Source organism: Leifsonia lichenia (assembly GCF_054780215.1).
Window position 1 is genome coordinate 330863 of the sequence record NZ_BAAGWT010000008.1, and the last position, 17470, is coordinate 348332.

The 17470-nt window shown below is 69.2% G+C and carries 14 protein-coding genes; 7 read left to right on the forward strand and 7 right to left on the reverse strand.

Translation table 11 applies throughout. From position 1 onward, the window contains the following. Window position 1: 1 nt before the first annotated feature. The 6 genes from ACYVGI_RS14775 to ACYVGI_RS14800 form a co-directional block, all read right to left on the reverse strand. Window positions 2–826 (reverse strand): serine hydrolase, encoded by an 825-nt coding sequence (locus ACYVGI_RS14775; protein WP_460633347.1) that lies wholly within the window; start codon window positions 824–826, stop codon window positions 2–4. Continuing rightward, window positions 826–1797, reverse strand: coding sequence for a S66 peptidase family protein (locus ACYVGI_RS14780; RefSeq protein ID WP_460633348.1), 972 nt, complete (start codon window positions 1795–1797; stop codon window positions 826–828). Before ACYVGI_RS14780 ends, ACYVGI_RS14775 begins: the two co-directional genes overlap by 1 nt. Continuing rightward, window positions 1794–3440 (reverse strand): ATP-binding cassette domain-containing protein, encoded by a 1647-nt coding sequence (locus ACYVGI_RS14785; RefSeq protein WP_460633349.1) that lies wholly within the window; start codon window positions 3438–3440, stop codon window positions 1794–1796. Before ACYVGI_RS14785 ends, ACYVGI_RS14780 begins: the two co-directional genes overlap by 4 nt. Continuing rightward, window positions 3440–4357 carry an ABC transporter permease gene (locus tag ACYVGI_RS14790; RefSeq protein WP_460633350.1) on the reverse strand — a complete coding sequence of 306 codons (918 nt, stop codon included), beginning with the start codon at window positions 4355–4357 and terminating at the stop codon, window positions 3440–3442. Before ACYVGI_RS14790 ends, ACYVGI_RS14785 begins: the two co-directional genes overlap by 1 nt. After that, the gene (locus tag ACYVGI_RS14795) at window positions 4354–5394 is read right to left on the reverse strand and encodes an ABC transporter permease (protein ID WP_460633351.1); all 1041 of its coding nucleotides are present in this window, start codon (window positions 5392–5394) and stop codon (window positions 4354–4356) included. The genes ACYVGI_RS14790 and ACYVGI_RS14795 overlap by 4 nt, the downstream gene beginning before the upstream one ends. A gap of 69 nt (window positions 5395–5463) precedes the next feature. Beyond that, window positions 5464–7320, reverse strand: a complete 1857-nt coding sequence (locus ACYVGI_RS14800) for an ABC transporter substrate-binding protein (RefSeq protein ID WP_460633352.1) — start codon at window positions 7318–7320, stop codon at window positions 5464–5466. Window positions 7321–7640: 320 nt separating this feature from the next. Here ACYVGI_RS14800 and ACYVGI_RS14805 point away from each other — a divergent pair, with 320 nt between their 5' ends. Continuing rightward, complete coding sequence (locus tag ACYVGI_RS14805; RefSeq protein WP_460633353.1) at window positions 7641–8753, forward strand: C39 family peptidase; 1113 nt, start codon at window positions 7641–7643, stop codon at window positions 8751–8753. A gap of 17 nt (window positions 8754–8770) precedes the next feature. Here the strand turns inward: ACYVGI_RS14805 and ACYVGI_RS14810 are convergent, their stop codons facing one another. Beyond that, window positions 8771–9913: a M20/M25/M40 family metallo-hydrolase gene (locus ACYVGI_RS14810; RefSeq protein ID WP_460633354.1), complete on the reverse strand. Its 1143-nt coding sequence runs from the start codon at window positions 9911–9913 to the stop codon at window positions 8771–8773. A gap of 111 nt (window positions 9914–10024) precedes the next feature. Here ACYVGI_RS14810 and ACYVGI_RS14815 point away from each other — a divergent pair, with 111 nt between their 5' ends. Genes ACYVGI_RS14815 through ACYVGI_RS14840 form a run of 6 tightly spaced genes read left to right on the forward strand, consistent with a single transcriptional unit; the run spans window position 10025 to window position 17341 of the window. Beyond that, window positions 10025–10873: a hypothetical protein gene (locus ACYVGI_RS14815; protein WP_460633355.1), complete on the forward strand. Its 849-nt coding sequence runs from the start codon at window positions 10025–10027 to the stop codon at window positions 10871–10873. After that, window positions 10870–11994, forward strand: coding sequence for an o-succinylbenzoate synthase (gene menC / locus ACYVGI_RS14820; protein ID WP_460633356.1), 1125 nt, complete (start codon window positions 10870–10872; stop codon window positions 11992–11994). Before ACYVGI_RS14815 ends, menC begins: the two co-directional genes overlap by 4 nt. A gap of 13 nt (window positions 11995–12007) precedes the next feature. Continuing rightward, the gene (locus tag ACYVGI_RS14825; protein WP_460633357.1) at window positions 12008–12889 is read left to right on the forward strand and encodes an aminodeoxychorismate lyase; all 882 of its coding nucleotides are present in this window, start codon (window positions 12008–12010) and stop codon (window positions 12887–12889) included. After that, complete coding sequence (locus tag ACYVGI_RS14830) at window positions 12886–14715, forward strand: membrane dipeptidase (protein WP_460633358.1); 1830 nt, start codon at window positions 12886–12888, stop codon at window positions 14713–14715. Before ACYVGI_RS14825 ends, ACYVGI_RS14830 begins: the two co-directional genes overlap by 4 nt. Then, entirely contained in the window at window positions 14712–16289 is a 1578-nt protein-coding gene (locus ACYVGI_RS14835) for a serine hydrolase domain-containing protein (protein WP_460633359.1), read from the forward strand. The genes ACYVGI_RS14830 and ACYVGI_RS14835 overlap by 4 nt, the downstream gene beginning before the upstream one ends. After that, on the forward strand, window positions 16289–17341 hold the full coding sequence (locus tag ACYVGI_RS14840) for a P1 family peptidase (protein WP_460633415.1): 1053 nt from the start codon (window positions 16289–16291) through the stop codon (window positions 17339–17341). Before ACYVGI_RS14835 ends, ACYVGI_RS14840 begins: the two co-directional genes overlap by 1 nt. Window positions 17342–17470 lie beyond the last annotated feature (129 nt).

Sequence of the window (17470 nt, forward strand, 5' to 3'; positions counted from 1 at the left end):
CTCACGAGGCTGCGATCCCGGTGACGTGCGCGCGTAGCTGCTCGCCGATGGCGTGCATGGCGCGCAGCACCGGTGCGCGCAGATCGTCGGCGGAGTCCTTCCAGTTCGCCGCCACGGCATAGGCGACGGCCGCGGCCGGCCCGGCGAGGTGGCCGATCTCGATGCGGGCGAAGGAGGTGCTTCCCGTCTTGTGGCGCAGCACCATGCCCTGGTACTCGTCGTCGACGTGAGCGAGAGGGTCGAGGAGGAGTGCATCGGCGACCATCGACGTGTCGACGTCCGCCGCGAGCCAGTCCAGCACGCGCGCGCTCACGGCGGGTGAGACCACGTCGCCGGAGCCGAGCAGGCGCATGAGCTGCGCGAGCTCCGCCCCCGTGCCGTACGACGGCGTCCACGGCAGGTCGGGGGTGCGCTCATTGCGGATGAAGTCGTGCAGCGACGTGTCGGAGAAGCCGAGCGACGGCGCCACCGCGCGCACGCTGTCGAGTCCGCACAGCCACAGGAGGGCGTTGGTCGCGAGGTTGTCGCTGACCGCTCCGACGAGCAGGGCCGCGTCGAGGACTGTCACGCGCTGGTCGCGCATCCGGTAGAGCAGCCCGGAATCGGCGACGCGATGCTCCTCGGGGATCTCGATGCGCTGGTCGGGGTCGAGCTCGCCCGCCTCCAGTCTGCGAGCCACCTCGATCAGCAGGAACACTTTGCCGATGCTCGCCGTCTCGCAGACGACGTGGGGCTCGCGGATCGCGAGCGTGCTTCCTGTCCGGGCATCGATCACGCTGACCGACCACCGCACCCGCTGGTCGAGCGACGGGAGCGCGACGGCCATCAGAGCGATCCTCCGACAGTCAGCCGGACAGGTTCGCCCTCGCGGGCGACGAGCGCGCCGTCGACGTTGAGCGGGATGCTCAGCGCGTCAGGATCGTGCCCGAAGCCCTGCTCCCACAGCACGGGCACGCCGAGGCTCGGCAGTAGTTCCTCCGCGAGCGCCCGCACCGCGTCGAGGTCGCCGCAGTTGTTCCACGACCCGAGGACGATCCCGGAGGCGTCCGCCAGCCGTCCGGCGCGGCCGAGCTGCACGAGGAAGCCGTCAAGCCTGTACGTCTCCTCGTCGACGTCTTCGAGGAAGAGGATGCCGCCGGGACGGTCGAGCGATTCCGGCGCGCCCATCGCACCGGCGAGCAGGCTGAGGTTGCCGCCCGTGAACCGTCCCTCCGCGACCCCGGGCACGAGCACGGAGGTCTTCTGGCCGACGATCTCTCGACCGCCCCACGGCTCGAGCAACCAGCGGCGCACATCGTCGCGCACGAACTCCGAGTCGCGGAACACATCGTTCCCGACCATCGGGCAGAACAGCGTCGGAACGTTCAGGTTGACCCGGAACGCCTCGTGCAGGGCCGTGATGTCGGACGAACCGGTGAGGAGCTTCGGGCGTCCGTCACGACGGAGCGCTGCATCCCGCAACTGCCCCCAGTCGAGCCCGTCGAGCAGCCGCATCGCGCCATAGCCGCCCCGGATGCACACCACGGCGTCCGCGTCGGGGTCGAGCCACGCATCCACCAGGTCTTGCCGTCGTCCGTCGTCGGCCCCGGCGAGGTAGCTCGCGCGTGGATGAGGGTCGAGCACGTGCTCGCCTACCACCACATCCAGCCCCCAGTCGCGGTAGTAGCCGACCGCGCGCTCGAGGCTCTCGGCGCTGCCCAGGCCGGACGGCGACACGAACCGAACGCGGTCCCCTGGCTGCAGGGGAGCGGTGTCGAGATACGCGGACCTGTCGATCGCGATGGTCGATGTGCTCATGCCAGCTTCCTCTCGATGCTTGGTGCGGCCGCGAGCAGACGGCGCGTGTACGGGTGCTGCGGATCGAGCAGCACCTGTTCGGTCGGCCCGTACTCCACGATGGCTCCCTCGTACATGACGGCGACGGTGTCGGCGATGTTCCAGGCGAGACCGAGGTCGTGCGTGATCACGAGGGCGCTCAGGTCGAGCCTGTCGCGCAGCGAGAGCAGCAGCGCCAGGATCTCGCCGCGCACCGAGGCGTCCAGCGATGCCACCGGTTCGTCGGCGACCAGCAGTTGCGGGCCGACAGCCAGTGCGCCGGCGATCACCGCCCGCTGCCGCTGACCGCCCGAGAGTTCCTGCGGGATGGCGCGGAAGAAGCGCTCGGGCGGCAGGAGCTCGGCGTCTGCGAGGCTCTGCGCCACGCGCTCCTGCTCGTCGCCCTGGTAGCGCTGCACTCGCAGGCCTTCCGCGACGGATTCGTAGACGCTGATCTTGGGGTTGAGGGCGGCAGACGGGTCTTGGAGGACCATCTGCACCTCGCTGCGGAATTCGCGCAGAGCGCGTCCCCTGTGCGGGATGTCCTTGCCGCGGAACCGGATGACGGAGCCTTCGTCCGCCCGCTGCAGCCCGACGATCGTGCGGGCCAGCGTCGTCTTGCCGGACCCGGACTGTCCGACGAGGGCCAGGATCTCCCCCCTCCGGAGGCTCAGGTTCACGTCTTTCACGGCAGCGAGCGGCCTGCCCCGTCCGTGGTACGTGACGGTGACCCCTCGCGCTTCCAGCACCACGTCGTCCGAGAGCTCGCGGGTCTTGTCCGTGACGGCGTCCGTGCGGCGGGTCACGGGGTTGAGCCGCGACGCCGGGTCGCCGATGGTGGGGAACGCCTCCGACAGTTGCCGCGTGTACGGGTGCTGCGGACTGGTGCACACCTCGTACGCGTCTCCGACCTCGACGAGCTCGCCGTCGCGCATGATGGCGATCCGCTCGCAGGCGGTGGCGAGGACGGACAGGTCGTGGCTGATCATCAGCATCGAGATGCCGCGCTGGGAGACCAGAGTGCTGATCATGTCCAGGATCTGCTTCTGCACGATCACATCGAGGGCGGTCGTGGGCTCATCGGCGATGATGATGTCCGGTTCGCAGGCCAGTGCCATCGCGATCATGACGCGCTGCTTCTGGCCGCCGGACAGCTCGTGCGGATACGCCTCCGCCTTCGACGGCGCAAGATCGACGGCGTAGAGAAGCTCGAGTGCCCGCGCCTTGCGGGCTTTGTCGGTGCGCCAGGCGTCGGCGACGTGCAGCTCCAGCGCCTCCACGATCTGCTGGCCGACCGTGCGCACGGGGTTGAGGGAGTGCATCGCCCCCTGGAAGACGATGGATGCTTCTGCCCAGCGCAGCGCCCTCAGCTCGCCGAACCGCAGGTCGGCGATGTCGGTGTCGCCGATCAGGACCCGACCGCCCAGTTTGGCGTTCGCGGGCAGGAGGCGCAGGACGCTCATGGCCAGGGTCGACTTGCCCGATCCCGACTCGCCGGCGATGCCGAGGGTGCCTCCGGCCGGCAGGAGCAGCGAGACGTTCTTGACCGCGGCGATCTCGCCCTCGTCGTTCCGCCCGGCCGTCCGGTAGGTGATGCAGACGTCGTCGAAGGTCAGGTCCGGCATCAGCGGCTCCTCAGAGTCGGGTTCACGATGGTCTCGACGGCACGGCCGATGAGGGTGAAGGCGAGGACGACGAGCACGATCGCGATACCGGGCACGAGGATGTACCACCAGTAGCCGGCGGTCGCCGCCGAGACGTCCATCGAGTTCTTCAGCACAGAACCCCACGACTGGAGTGTGGTGTCGCCGAGCCCGAGGAACGAGAGCGTCGATTCCGCGATGATCGCCGAGCCGACGGTGAGCGTGGTGTTCGCCAGCACCAGCGGCAGCACAGCGGGAAGCAGGTGCTTGACGATGATGTGCCAGTGCCCCGCGCCGAGCACCCTGGCGCGTTCGATGTAGTCGCGCGACTCGACGGAGAGCGTCTGGGCCCGCACCACGCGCGCCGTCCCTGCCCACGAGGTCAGGCCGATGGCGATGACGATCGTCCACACCCCGCGCGACAGCACGGACGAGAGCACGATCGCGAGGATGAGCGACGGCAGCACGAGGAAGAAGTCGATGATGCGCATCAGCAGGCCGCCGGTCCAGCCCGTGAAGTGCCCTGCGGCGATGCCGACGATGGTTCCGATGATCATCGACACGGCGGTGGCGGCGAAGCCGACGAGCAGGGAGACTCTGGCTCCCCAGATCATCCGCACCCACAGTTCGCGCCCCTGGTCGTCTGTGCCGAGGGGATGCGCGAACGACGGGGGAGCGAAGCGCGGTTGGTCGAGGAGCTTGGTGACGTCGAGCATCCACGACGGTGCGAGGACGGGGGCGAGCAGCGCCAGCAGGATCACGACCACGAGGAAGATGAGTCCGGCCATCCCCGCGCGGCTGTGCGAGAACTCACGGCAGAAGCCGCCGAAGGCGTTCCGCCGCCGTGCCCACGCCATGCTGCGGGGCGAACGTGCTGCGGTTGCGGTGGTGCCGCTCATCCGCGCCTCACTCTCGGGTCGAGCCGACGGTACACGAAGTCCGCGACGAGGTTCATGACGATGATGATGGCCGAGAACACCACGAACGTGCCCTGCAGCAGAGGCAGATCCGGCCCCTGGATCGCCTGGTAGGTGAGCTTGCCGAGACCGGGCCAGGAGAAGACGGTTTCCACCGTGACGGCGCCCGCGATGAGCCCGCCGATGTGCATGAAGACCAGCGTCACCGTGGGGAGAAGCGCGTTCGGAACGGCGTGGCGCCTGCGGAGGTCGTCATCCCGCAGCCCCTTGGCTCGTGCGGTGACCAGATAGTCGGCGCTCTTCTCCTCCATCACGGATGCCCGCATCACCATCACGTACTGGGCGTAGACCACGGCGACCATCGTGATCACGGGGAGCACCATGTGCGAGGCGACGTCGAGCACGACGCCGAGAGGGTCGTCGGGAGGGTTGGGGGACGTCATGCCGCCGGTGGGGAACCAGTGCAGCGTGCCGCCGAACACCATCAGGAGGATCAGGGCCAGCCAGAACGTCGGCACGGACCACAGCACCAGCGAGGTGCCGGTGGTGACCTTGTCGAACAGCGAGCCGGGTCGCCAGCCCGCCTTCTGACCCAGCCAGAGCCCGAGGGCGATGGCCAGGATCGCGGACGTCCCTGTCAGCAGGATCGTGTTCCAGAAATACTCGCCGATGAGGGATGCGACGCTCTGCTTGTAGACGTAGCTCTGGCCGAAGTTGAGGGTGAAGACGTTGCCGAGGTACTCGCCGAACTGCTGCCAGAGCGGCTTGTCCAGGCCGAGCTGCGCGCGGAGCTGCGCCATCTGCTCGGAGGTCATCGGGTGTTCGCGCGCCATTGCGGCGACCGGGTCGCCCGGCAGGATTTTGAAGGCGAAGAATCCGAGGATGATCACCATCAGGAGGCTGATCGCCGCCCCGCCGATCTTGTTGAGCGCGTATTTCAGCGCTGGCGCGCTGCGGACGGTCGCCTCGCCTTTTTCTTCGAGGATCACCGCCTCGGTGACGGGGGTTGCGTTGCTCATATGCCTTCTCTTCTGACGCGAGGGGAGAGCGGTGGCCGCGACGGGGTTCCGCCGCGGCCACCCGGTCGACTATTCGACGTCGGCGCTCTTGCGTCGGCGCACCACGAAGAAGATGATCGCACCGATCACGATGAGGACGATCACTCCGCCCGTGACGAGGAGACCGACGTTGGGGCCAGAGTCACTGCTCGTGCCGTCTGCGACGGGGGCGACGTCCATGAACCCCCAGTAGCCGGACTGGTTGGCGATGATCCCGCCCTTCGACGGCATCATCCGGAAATCGGTGAACCGGTCGGAGCGGTAGGCCTCGAGGCCGTTGGCGTACCAGTACACGATCTGAGCGGTGTCGGTGAAGTTGAGCTGCAGCATCTTCTGCACGATGGCTTCGCGCTTCTTCGCGTCCGTCTCGGTCTGCTGCTCCTTGTAGAGCTTGTCGTACTCCGGGTTGCACCAGCCGTCCTGCGAGGTCGCTCCCGTGCCGTCCGTCTTGGTCGGCAGGCTCGAGCAGGTGTTGATGCTGAGCTGGTAGTCCGGGTCGGGCCCGACGCTCCACCCGCTGAAGTAGATGTCGTAGTTGCCCTTCAGCGTGTCGGCGTTGATGGTGTCGGAGTCGGTCGAGATCAACTGGATGTCGATGCCGATCGCCTTCATCCACGGCTGGAAGTACTGCGCGGCCGTCTGCTCCTGCGGGTCGGTGGCGTCGACGAAGAGGCGGAGCGAGAGGCGCTGGCCGTCCTTCACGCGAATGCCGTCCGCTCCGGCCTTCCAGCCGGCGGCGTCGAGCTTCGCCTTCGCCTTGTCCGGGTTGTACGCGAGCGCTTTCACGGCCGAGTCGTCGGTCGGCAGCGTCCACTGCGGGTACGAGGACGGGATGAAGCTCGTGCCAGGGTTGCCGAGGCCGTTGAGCACCTTCGACAGCAGCGTGTCGGTGTCGGTGCCCATCCGGATCGCCTGACGCACGTCCACGTCTTGCAGCGCGGGGTTTCCGTTGCCGAACGGCTGGCCGTCGACGGTCTTCAGCCCGGAGTTGAAGCTGAACGAGGAGAACCGGCGGCCGATGCCGGAGTGCTCGGTGATGCCCTCAGCGCCCTTCAAGGCCTGGTACTGGGTGGGGGTGAGGCCGGTCACGAAGTCCACGTCGCCCGAGCGGAGCGCCTGGACCTGCGCATCCGAGTTCGTGTAGTAGACGTACTGGATCGTGTCGATCTTCGGCGCGCCCTTCCAGAACTTCGGGTTCGCCTTCATGGTGATGAACTGGTTGGCCTTGTAGCTCTTCAGCAGGAACGGGCCGGAGCCGACGACGTCCTTGTCGTTGGCGTATGTGGCTGGGTCGGAGATCTTCTCCCAGATGTGCTTCGGGAGGATCGGGACCTCGATGCCCGGGTTCGGCGCCTGCGGCGCCTTCAGGTCGATGACGACGGTCTTGGCATCCGGTGCCTTCACGTCGGAGAAGTTGGCGAGGAAGTTGCCGTTCGCCACGGCGAGGTCGGGGTTCGTCATCATCTGGTCGAAGGTGTACTTCACATCGGCCGAGGTGATGGCTTTGCCGTCGGACCACGTGATGCCGTCCTGCAGCGTGTACACCCACTTCTTGCCGCCGTCTTCGACCTTCCAGTGGTCCGCGAGGCCCTTCGTCGGCGAACCGTCGACGTCGCTGTTCTGCACCAGGTTCTCGTACATGTAGCGGAAGAGGTTGGTCGGGAGGAGGTAGATCGAGGTCCACGGGTTGAAGCTGTCGACGAAGCCGGAGGTCGCGATCCGCATCGTCTTGGCATCGGTGCCAGACGACGGGGACGAGGTCGGGTCGGCGGCGTGAACGCTGTGCGGTTCCGCGGCATTCGCTGCGCCGGCCGGTGCGGCGATGATCGCTGCTGCCGCAACGAATGACAGCGCGCGGATCAGATGTTTGCGGTGCCTGGTGCGCATTGGAGTCCTTCCATCGGCCGAGGTCCAGAGCAGGACCACGAGGGTTGCAGTAATGGAACAGCATGGAGCACGTCCGGGTCAACGTATTCGTACCAGATGTTAATGAATTCGTAACGCCGTGGGGTTGGCGCGCATTACTGCCAGTTCACGGATTATGTGCACGATTACGCGCTACCTCGCGTGAATCGCACGCCAGGTCGGCGCGAAACGCTGAATTCGTGCGCAAAATGCCCGCTCGCGCCGCCGTCGGTATTCGTGAATATCGCCTGCGGGTAGAGGATGATCCGTACCGGATAATTCAACTCAGGCGAGGAGAAGCGATGCCAGGAGTACCGAAGTCCGCGTTGCCTGACGTGTGGCGCACTCGTCTGGTGCGCGCCGACATCGACGCGGGGTGGACGGGGCGACAGTGGATGTCCGGTGTGCTCGAACCGGGATGGGAGGGCGACCCGGGTGCCGACCAGGCCGTCGCATCGTGGAACATCGACCCGGCCGTCACCGCCGTCGTCGAACTGCGTGCCCGCACCGCCGACGGCGGGTGGCATCCCTGGCAGACACTGGCGCACTGGGGCGGCGACGGTCAGCGCAGCACTGCGCCGTCGGAGGCCGCACTCGCCCACGCGGCGCCGACGGTCGAGACCGACGTCCTGACGGCCGGGAACGCCGGACGCTTCGACGCTGTCCAACTGCGCGTCATTCTCGGGGAGTCGGCGGCGGACCGCCACGCACTGCGCCTCGCCGCCGTGAGCTTCAGTTCGCCGGGCGCCGACGCGCCAGTGCTGGCCCCTAGGGTCACCGCGGCTGCCGCAAACGCGGTCGGGGTCGGGGTCGCGGTCGGGGCTGCCGCAGCCGTTCGACCGCTGTCCCAGCGTGCATATCCCGCTCGTGCCGACCTCGGCGGCGGAGGCCCCGCCTGGTGCTCGCCGACGTCGCTCACGATGGTCGCGGCCGCGTGGGGTGCGGAGATCCCGGCTGCGGCTGCCGAAGACGTCCCGCCCGGCGCCGACCCGCGCATCCCGTGGGTGGCTCGCGCTGTCTACGACGCCGCATACGACGGCACGGGCAACTGGTCGTTCAACGCCGCTCTCGCCGGAGCGCTCGGCTTCGACGCGCTGGTGACGAGGCTGTCCTCCATGCGCGCGGCCCAGACGCTGACGGATGCGGGCATCCCGCTGGTGGCGTCTGTTTCGTTCGCCGCGGGCGAGCTGCCCGGCGCTGACTACGACACTCCCGGGCACCTGCTCGTGATCCGCGGCTTCGCCGCCGACGGTGACGTGATGGTGGCCGACCCGTCGAATCCCGGCGGCGACTCCGGGCTGCGCACCTATCCCCGGCGCGCGTTCGACGATGCCTGGTCGCACAGCCGTCGCACGGTCTACCTGATCGTGCCGCGTGGCCACGCGCTTCCGCCGAGCCCGGCCGGGGAGTGGTGAAGGGGTGCCGGAGCGGGTCAGCGTGCCGGACGAGCGGGGGCGGCGGGACCGTCGAGCACTGCCGTGAGCAGGTCGATCCGTTCGCCGAGCGAGCGAAGCGACAGATGCTCGGTCGCCGCGTGGGCGCCGCCGCCGCGCGGGCCGAAGCCGTCGACCGTCGGGATGCCGAGACTTCCGAGCAGGTTCGTGTCCCCTGCGCCGCTCGCCGGGCGGCCGGTCACGGTCTGCCCGACGCGCGCGCCCGCGGTCGCTATCGCCGAAAGCAGCTCGCCGTCCGCGGCCGACGGGCTCCAGGCGGGGCGGTGACTGAGCAGCTTCGTCTCGATGAGCGCGCCGCTCCGCACCGGGGAGAGCGTGCGCAGCGCATCGAGTACGGCGTCCTCCGCCCGCCCGTCCAGGAATCGCAGCCCGATCTCCGCCTGCGCCTCCGCGGGGACGACGTTCGCGCGCCCGCCGCCCGCGATCGTGCCGACATTGCAGAGCACCTCCGAGTGCAGCGAGGCATCCGCCACGATGGCCCTGAGCGCCACGAGCTGGTCGACGAGCTCGTCGATGGCCGAGATCCCGCCTTCCGGGTCGAGGGCGGCGTGGGAGGCGCGCCCGCGAACGGTCAGCCCCACGCGGGTGCTGCCGCGCCGCCCCACCTTCAACGCGCCATCCGGATGCGGGGACTCGAATCCGATCGCACCGGATACGCCGTCGGAGCAGGCGCGCAGGAGGGCCTGCGTGGTGGGCGAGCCGACCTCCTCGTCGCAGACGATGACCGCCCGCACGCTTCGATGCCGGCGACCGCGCAGGCGCTCGGCGGCGGCGAGCATCACGAGCAGCCCGCTCTTCATGTCGTAGACGCCTGGGCCGCCGACGGTGTCGCCGTCGACGTACCACGGCACCTGGTCATCGATGGCGCCGTGCGGCCAGACGGTGTCCGAGTGTCCGACGAGCAGCAGGGGGTCGCCGTCGCCGTCGAGGTCGGCGACGAGGCTGGCGCCGGCGGTCGTCCGCTCGATGCGCACGACCGCACCGGCCGCATCCCACCATTCGGCGAGGATCTCCGCCATCCGCTCGCTCGCCTGCGCGTCGAACGACGGCGATTCGATGCGCGCGAGGCGTTCCAGCCGAGCGAGCGTTTCACCCGCTTCTTCGTTCACCGCGTCTGCCACGCCGGCCCCTCTCCGTTGTTTTACGAATCATATCGTTTGCTTGATCGAGCCGTGATGAAAGAGATAGCCTGGCGGTCCACGCCTCCCACGCTCAAACATAGGAAACGTATCGTGCTCCAGGCTTCCCTTTCCTCGCTTCGCGCGGAGACGCTGAATTCGGGTGAAGAGTTCCGCGCGGCGGCCGCCTTGTACACCAGAGTCTTCGGGTATGAGCGTCCCGAGTTCTCGCTCAATCCCAATCTTCTCAGCGCGCTCGCGCGCAACGGCGGCTCCGCGGTCGGCGTGCGAACCGCGGACGACGAGCTCATCGGTTTCGCATACGGTTTCGCAGGCCGCGACGCGCTGGGGCGCGACTTCCACTATTCGCAGGCGGCCGTCGTGGATGCGGCGCACCAGGGCGCAGGCGTCGGCCGGATGCTCAAGGAGCGTCAGCGGGAGGTCGCGCTGGGCTGGGGGCACAGCACGATGCGCTGGACGTTCGATCCTGTGCTCTCGAGAAACGCCCACTTCAACTTCTCCTCACTCCGTGCGGAGGGCGTCGGGTTCGTTCCTGACTACTACGGCAGGCCGGGCACAGACCGCGTGGTGGTCGAGTGGGATCTGACCCGCGACGACGACCCGCTCTCAGACCCGTTCGACGACCTCCGGCGCGCTGAGCCGCCGGCGCTGGGCCGCGGTGACTGGGGGAGGATCGTCCACGGCCAGGTCTCCCGCCGCGATGGCTCCGTCGGGGAGGCCGCCTGGCTCGCCGTCCCTGCGCAGGCGCCCGCTGTCTCCGACGACGAGGAGGAGCGCGCTTCCCACGACCTTCTGCGCGCGAATGTGGGCAGGTCGCTCGCCTCTCTCGTCGGCCGTGGCGCCGTCCTCGTCTCCTGCGTGCGCGTCGATCAGGCGACCGCCGTCTACCTCGCCGTCGAGCGTCCTTCCCGGACCGATTCCGACAAGGAGCCTTCCGTATGAGAATCGACCGGTTGCGGCTGTTCGACGTCACGCTTCCCCTCGTCCACAGCTTCGAGACGAGCTCGCATCGAAAGACCGGGCTGAACCACATCCTCGTCGAGGCGACGGACGCGGATGGTCGAGTGGGCTGGGGGGAGATCGCGACGCCATCGGACCCGTACTACGGGTCGGAGACCACACAGACAGCGTGGAGCGTCGCGGAGCGCTACCTCGCGCACGCTGTGCTCGGCACCGCCTGGGAGACACCGGAGGAACTGGAGGCGCTGTGGCGGCGCGTCCGCGGGCACGAGTTCGCCAAGGCGGGCTTCTCCATCGCGGGCTGGGACCTCTATGCACGCTCGACCGGCCGCTCGCTCTCCTCGGCTCTCGGGGGCACTCGCTCCGCCGTCGAGGCCGGGGTCTCGCTCGGTATCGAGCCGACGGTGGACGAACTCCTCGCGCAGGTCGCCCGGCAGGTGGATGCGGGCTACGGGCGCGTGAAACTCAAGATCGCCCCCGGCTGGGACGTCGAGCCGGTACGCGCTGTTCGCGCCGCGTATCCCGACCTCGATCTGCACGTCGACGCCAACGGCGCCTACCAGGACACGGAGGAGTCGACGGCGGTGATGCTGGCCATCGACGCCTTCCGGCTGACGATGATCGAGCAGCCGTTCGCCCCGCGCGACTTCGTGGCGCACGCGCGCCTCCAGGCCGTCATCGGCACCCCCGTCTGCCTGGACGAGTCGGTCGTCGATCTGGGCGATCTTCACACGATGCTGGCGCTGGACGCAGGGCGGGTGCTCAACATCAAGGTCTCCAGGATGGGAGGACTCGCCTCCGCCCGTCGTGCTCACGACATCGCACGGGATGCGGGAGTCCCTGTCTGGTGCGGTGGGATGCACGAGTTCGGGGTGGGCAGGGCGGCGAACGTCGCGATCTCCTCGCTGCCGAACTTCTCGCTCCCCTCCGACGTCTCCGGTTCCGACAAGTACTACGCGCGCGACGTGATCGTGCCTCCCGTGGTCGCCACCGCAGGAACCGTGCAGGTTCCGGCCACGGCAGGCATCGGCCACGATGTGGATGTGGAGTGGGTACTCCAGAACGCGTCTCGCGCACTCGACACCTCGGCTGCGGCCGCCTGATCAGGAGAACACCATGAAGACCCTCACCCTGCACCGCCTCGACCTCGGTTCGGACGGCGAGGCGGCGGGCTGCCTGACCAGCATCGCCCCGTCGGCGGCGCTCCTGACCGCCACCGATCTGTCCGCCACCCGCGGAGACGGCATATTCGAGACGGTCGTCGTGGCCGACGGCGTCCCGCAGGCACTTGAGGCGCATCTCGACCGCTTCGAGCGTTCGGCCGCCATGCTCGACCTCCCCGCACCGCGCCGCGAGCTGTGGCGCCTCGCCGTCATGGAGGCCGCAGACGCGCTCCGCTCCCACACCGCCCGCGGCGCCGTGAAGTTCGTGATGTCACGGGGCGACGAGGCCGGCGAGCCGGTCCCGACGGGATGGGCGATCGGCTTCGCCCCGGACAGCCGGCCGGGAGGTACGACGCCGGAGGTGGATGTGGTGCTGCTGGATCGCGGCTACCGTCACGATGTGGCGCAGACGTCCCCGTGGTTGCTGCAGGGCGCCAAGACCCTCTCATATGCGGTCAACATGGCGGCCTTGCGTGAAGCCAGACGGCGCGGAGCGCAGGACGTGATCTTCGTCAGCAGCGACGGCTACGTTCTGGAGGGGCCGAACTCCACGGTCATCGCCAGGATCGGCGGAGCGTACGTGACGCCCCCCACCGAGCTCGGGGTGCTCCCTGGCACGACGCAGGCGGACGTCTTCTCTGCGCTGTCGGCGTCTGGCGATCCGGTCGAGACGCGTGTTCTCGATGTCGCTGAGCTGCGCTCCGCCGAGGCCGTCTGGCTCTGCTCCAGCACCCGCGGCGCCGCCCCTGTTCGTTCGCTCGACGGCCACGCGGTCGCTGTCGACGCCGATGTCACCGATCGGATGAACGGCGCGCTGGACGAGCGAACGGCATGACGACGATGATCCCCGTCGTCGACGGTCACAACGATCTGGCCTGGGCTCGCCGTGAGCGCCACCACTACGAAGTCGCCGGGCTGGATGCGTCCTGCCCCGACCTGCACACCGACCTCCCTCGCCTTGTGGCCGGCGGTGTCGGCGGCCAGTTCTGGTCGGTGTGGGTCGACCCTGTCCTGCAGGGGGCGGAGCAGGTGACCGCCACTCTGGAGCAGATCGACTTCGTGCACCGGCTGGTTCAGGAGTATCCGGAGCGGCTGCGGTTCGCGCGAACGGCAGCCGACGTGCGAGCTGCGATCGGCGACGGCCGGATCGCGTCTCTGATCGGAATCGAGGGCGGCGATCAATTGAACGGCTCGCTGGCCGTCCTTCGGCAGTTCGCACGTCTGGGCGCACGCTACGTCACGCTGACCTGGTCGCGCACGACGGACTGGGCGGATTCGGCGACCGACGAGGCGCGCCACGGCGGGCTGACCGATTTCGGGCGCGAGGTGGTGCGGGAGATGAATCGCATCGGGGTGGTGGTCGACCTCGCGCATGTCGCGCCGTCGACGATGCGAGACGCGCTGGCGGTCTCCACGCGGCCGGTCATGGTGAGCCATTCCTGTGCGCTCACGCTGTGCGATCATCCGCGCAACGTGCCAGACGATGTCCTGCGCGCGATCGGCGAGGGCGGAGGAGTGGTCATGGTGGCCTTCGTGCCATCGTTCCTCTCGCCTGCGCGCGCCGAGTGGGTGCGCGGGGGCGCGCTCGGGGAGGCACCGCCGGTCGGCATCGCCGACGTCGCGGATCACGTCGAGCACGTGCGGGACGTCGCCGGCGTCCACGCGGTCGGCCTCGGCGCGGACTACGACGGCACGGATTCCATGCCGGCCGGCCTCGGGGACGTATCGCGCTATCAGGACCTGCTCGACGAGTTGCGCATCCGGGGCTGGTCCGAACAGGAGCTCGCGGCGCTTGCCCACGAGAACGTGCTGCGCCTCCTCGAAGCCTCGGACCCCGACCATCTCGCCTTCCTGGACGGCACAGCGCCGTCTCCGCGCCCGGCAGCGCTGACTCCCGCAGTGGATGTGGCAGCGCGCGAGACACCGGACGCTCCGGATGCACCGCGCGTGCTCGTGGTCGTCAACGCGAAGGAGTCCGCCCCACGCCGTCTCGGCCGCTGGCTCGAGGAGCAGGGCATCGTCGTCGAGCCCGTGCTCGGAACCGACGGCCTCCCGGACGGCCTCGACGGCTACGCGGGGCTCGTGATGCTCGGCGGCGGCCTCATGCCGGACGACGACGCGCGCGCTCCGTGGCTCGCTCAGGAGCGCGCCCTGGCTCGGGAGGCCATCGCCGCCGACCTTCCCACCCTGGGCATCTGCCTCGGCGGGCAGATCCTCGCCCATGTCGCGGGCGGAGAGGTGCGCGCGGCTTTCGGGCCGAAGGAGCGAGGCGCGACCTTCATCTCGACGTCGGCCGCAGGCCGCGGCGATCCCGTCATCGGCGGTCTGGGAGAATCGGCGCCCATGATCGAGAACCACCAGGACATGATCACGGCGCTTCCTCCGGGCGCGGTGCTTCTCGGGTCGAGCGACGCCATCGACATTCAAGCGTTCCGCCTGGGCGAGCGCGTCTACGGTCTGCAGTTCCATCCGGAGGTCTGCGCGGACGACCTGCTGCGCTGGAAGGAGCCGACCTCGCCGGCGCCTGGTGACCGCCCGGTGGCCGAGCTGGTCGAAGAGGCGCGCAGCGTCGACGAGGAGAACACGCGCGCCAGCTTCGCTCTCGTGAACGGGTTCGCCGACCACGTGCGCGCGTTCGCCGGTGAGCGGGCCGCCCGATGACCGAGGATGCGGTGCACGGCGGCCTCGCCGATCTCACGGACCCCGCCGATCTCACGGACCCCGCCGATCTCGCGCGAGCGGCCGGGGACGCGCTCGCTGCGCGACTGGACGAGCCGACGCTGCGGCGGGCACCCGCATCCATTGCCGCGGTCGTCTGCCGGGGGCGCGTCGTCTCCGCCAGCGCGCACGGCGAACCGCGCAGAGACGGAGCCGCGACCGCCGAGAACACGGTCTTCCGCATCGCGTCCATGTCGAAGAGCTTTCTGGGTGCGACCGCTCTCGCGCTGCGCGACGACGGGCTGCTCGACCTGCACGCACCGGCGACCGAGTACCTGCCCGAGCTGTCGGCCGCTCGATTCGGGGATGCGAAGTTCGCCGTGACCCTGGACGGGTTGCTGTCGAACAGGGGCGGTCTCGCGGAGGACAACGCGTGGGGAGACCGGCAGCTCGGCGCATCCAGGGCTGAGCTTGCGGCGGTCGTCTCCGCAGGGCTCACGCCTTCCAGTCAGCCGGGAACCGAGTACCAGTACTCCAACATCGGGATCTCCCTCATCGGCCGGGCCATCGAGGCCGTCACCGGCCGCGAGGTCGAAGCGGTGGTGCACGAGCGGATGCTCGACCCGCTGGGACTGTCGGACACCCGTTGGGCGGCAGACCGGTATCCCGTCGGGGCAGACCTGGCTGCCGGGTTCCGCACCTTCGACGACGGCGCGACCTTTGCGCGGGAACCGTACGTCGGCTCCGGCGCGCTGGCGTGCATCGGCAGTCTGTTCAGCACCGTGCGAGACATCGCCCGGTGGGCCGACTTCCTCGGCTCGGCGTTCGCCGACGAGCCGGAGGAGAGCGGCGTGCTGAGCGCGTCATCCCGGCGCGAGTTGCAGACGGCGCGCACCCTGATCCCCAGCGCGGCGGCGTCCGGCGGCCGCGAGCTCGACGGTCTCGGATACGGTTACGGCCTCGTGGTCGAGCACGATCGGCGTTTCGGCCGCATCGTGCAGCACGCGGGAGGGCTTCCCGGATTCTCTTCGCACATGCGCTGGCAGACCGCCACCGGAGTCGGGGTCATCGTCTTCGGCAACTCGGACGCGTTCGGCGCCGGCGACATCGCGACCGACATCCTCTCCGATGTCCTCTCCCGCGTGGATGCGCCTGCCGCCGTCGTTCGGCCCTGGCCGCAGACGCTGACCGCCGCTCACCGGATCGACGAGCTCGTCAGAGCCGGCCGGCCGCTGTCCGACGCGCCGGGGCTGCTCGCCGCCAACGTGCTGATGGACGTGCCGGAAAGCGTGCGCGCAGCCCGTCTCTCCGCCGCGCTCGCCGAGGTGGGTCCGGTGCGCCGCGACGCGGCCCCGTTCGCCGAGCGCATCGTGTCCGCCTCAGATCGGTCGGCCCTGCGTTGGGTCGTGCCGTGCGAGCGCGGCGTCCTGGTGTGCGATGTGCACCTGGTCGGACTGCACGAGCCCGCGGTGCAGGAGTTCCGCGTCACGGTGGCCGGCGAGGATGGACGCAAGCCGCGCGACGAGACCGCGCGGGTCACCGACCATCATCGGGTCGCGGATGAGGGGGTGCGGTGATGGACTCCACGGCGACACGAGCGCGACTCGAAGACCTCGGTGTCACTCTCGGCACGTATCCTCGCGGGCGTCACAACGCGATCACCGACGTGCCCGGCGTGCTCGTCGGCCACGCAACCGTGCACACGGATCGGCTCAATACCGGTGTCACGGCCATCGTCCCAGAGGTCATCGGCACCGGCCGGCGCTGGATTCCGGCCGGTCTCGCCGTCGGGAACGGCTACGGCAAGCTCATCGGCGCGACGCAGCTCCAGGAGCTCGGCGCGCTCGAGACGCCCATCCTGCTCACGAGCACACTGTCGGCGTACCGCGTCGCGGATGCGCTGCTGGGGCACATGCTGTCGAAGCCGGGCTACGAGACGGTCACGACGCTCAATCCCGTCGTCGGCGAGACCAACGACGGCTTCCTCTCCGACATCCGTTCGCGTGCGCTCGGCGCACACGACGTGGAGGCAGCGCTGGCGGCCGCCTCCGCCGGGCCCGTCGAGGAGGGGAGCGTCGGCGCGGGGTCGGGGACTGTCGCGCTCGGATTCAAGGGCGGGATGGGAACGTCGTCCAGAACCGTGCCTGTCGGAGAGGGGACGTACACCGTCGGAGCGATCGTCCAGTCGAACTTCAGCGGCACCCTCTCGATCGCAGGGGTGCCGATGCCGTCGAAGGAGCTCGTTCCCGGCCCGGCGGCGGAGACCGTCGGCAACTCGTGCATGATCGTCGTCGCGACCGACGCTCCGCTCGACGCCCGCCAGCTCGCCCGCTGCGCCAGGCGCGCGGTCTTCGCGATGCGGGGCGTCGGAGCCGACTTCTCCCAGGGCAGCGGCGACTACGCGATCGCGTTCTCGGTGGGGCACAGCGCACCGCCGGACGACACCGTGCTTTCGCCGCTCTTCCAGGCGACGATGGATGCGGTCGAGGAAGCCCTGGTGAACTCGATCCTCACCGCGACGACGCAGATGCACGCCGATGGTCACATCGCCCGCGCGATCCCGCTGCCCGCGGTTCGCGAGCGGCTCGCGGCTGCCGGTGTCGTCGGCGTCATGGATTCGAACGGATAGAGTCTTTCCATCGGCGGGTTGCGTCTGGCGCCAACGGCCGGCAACCCGCCGCCTTCCTTTTTCTTCCACTTCTTCGTCCCGCTTCGGCGCCCTGCGCATCCCGATCTTGACGTCTTCACAACTATCTTT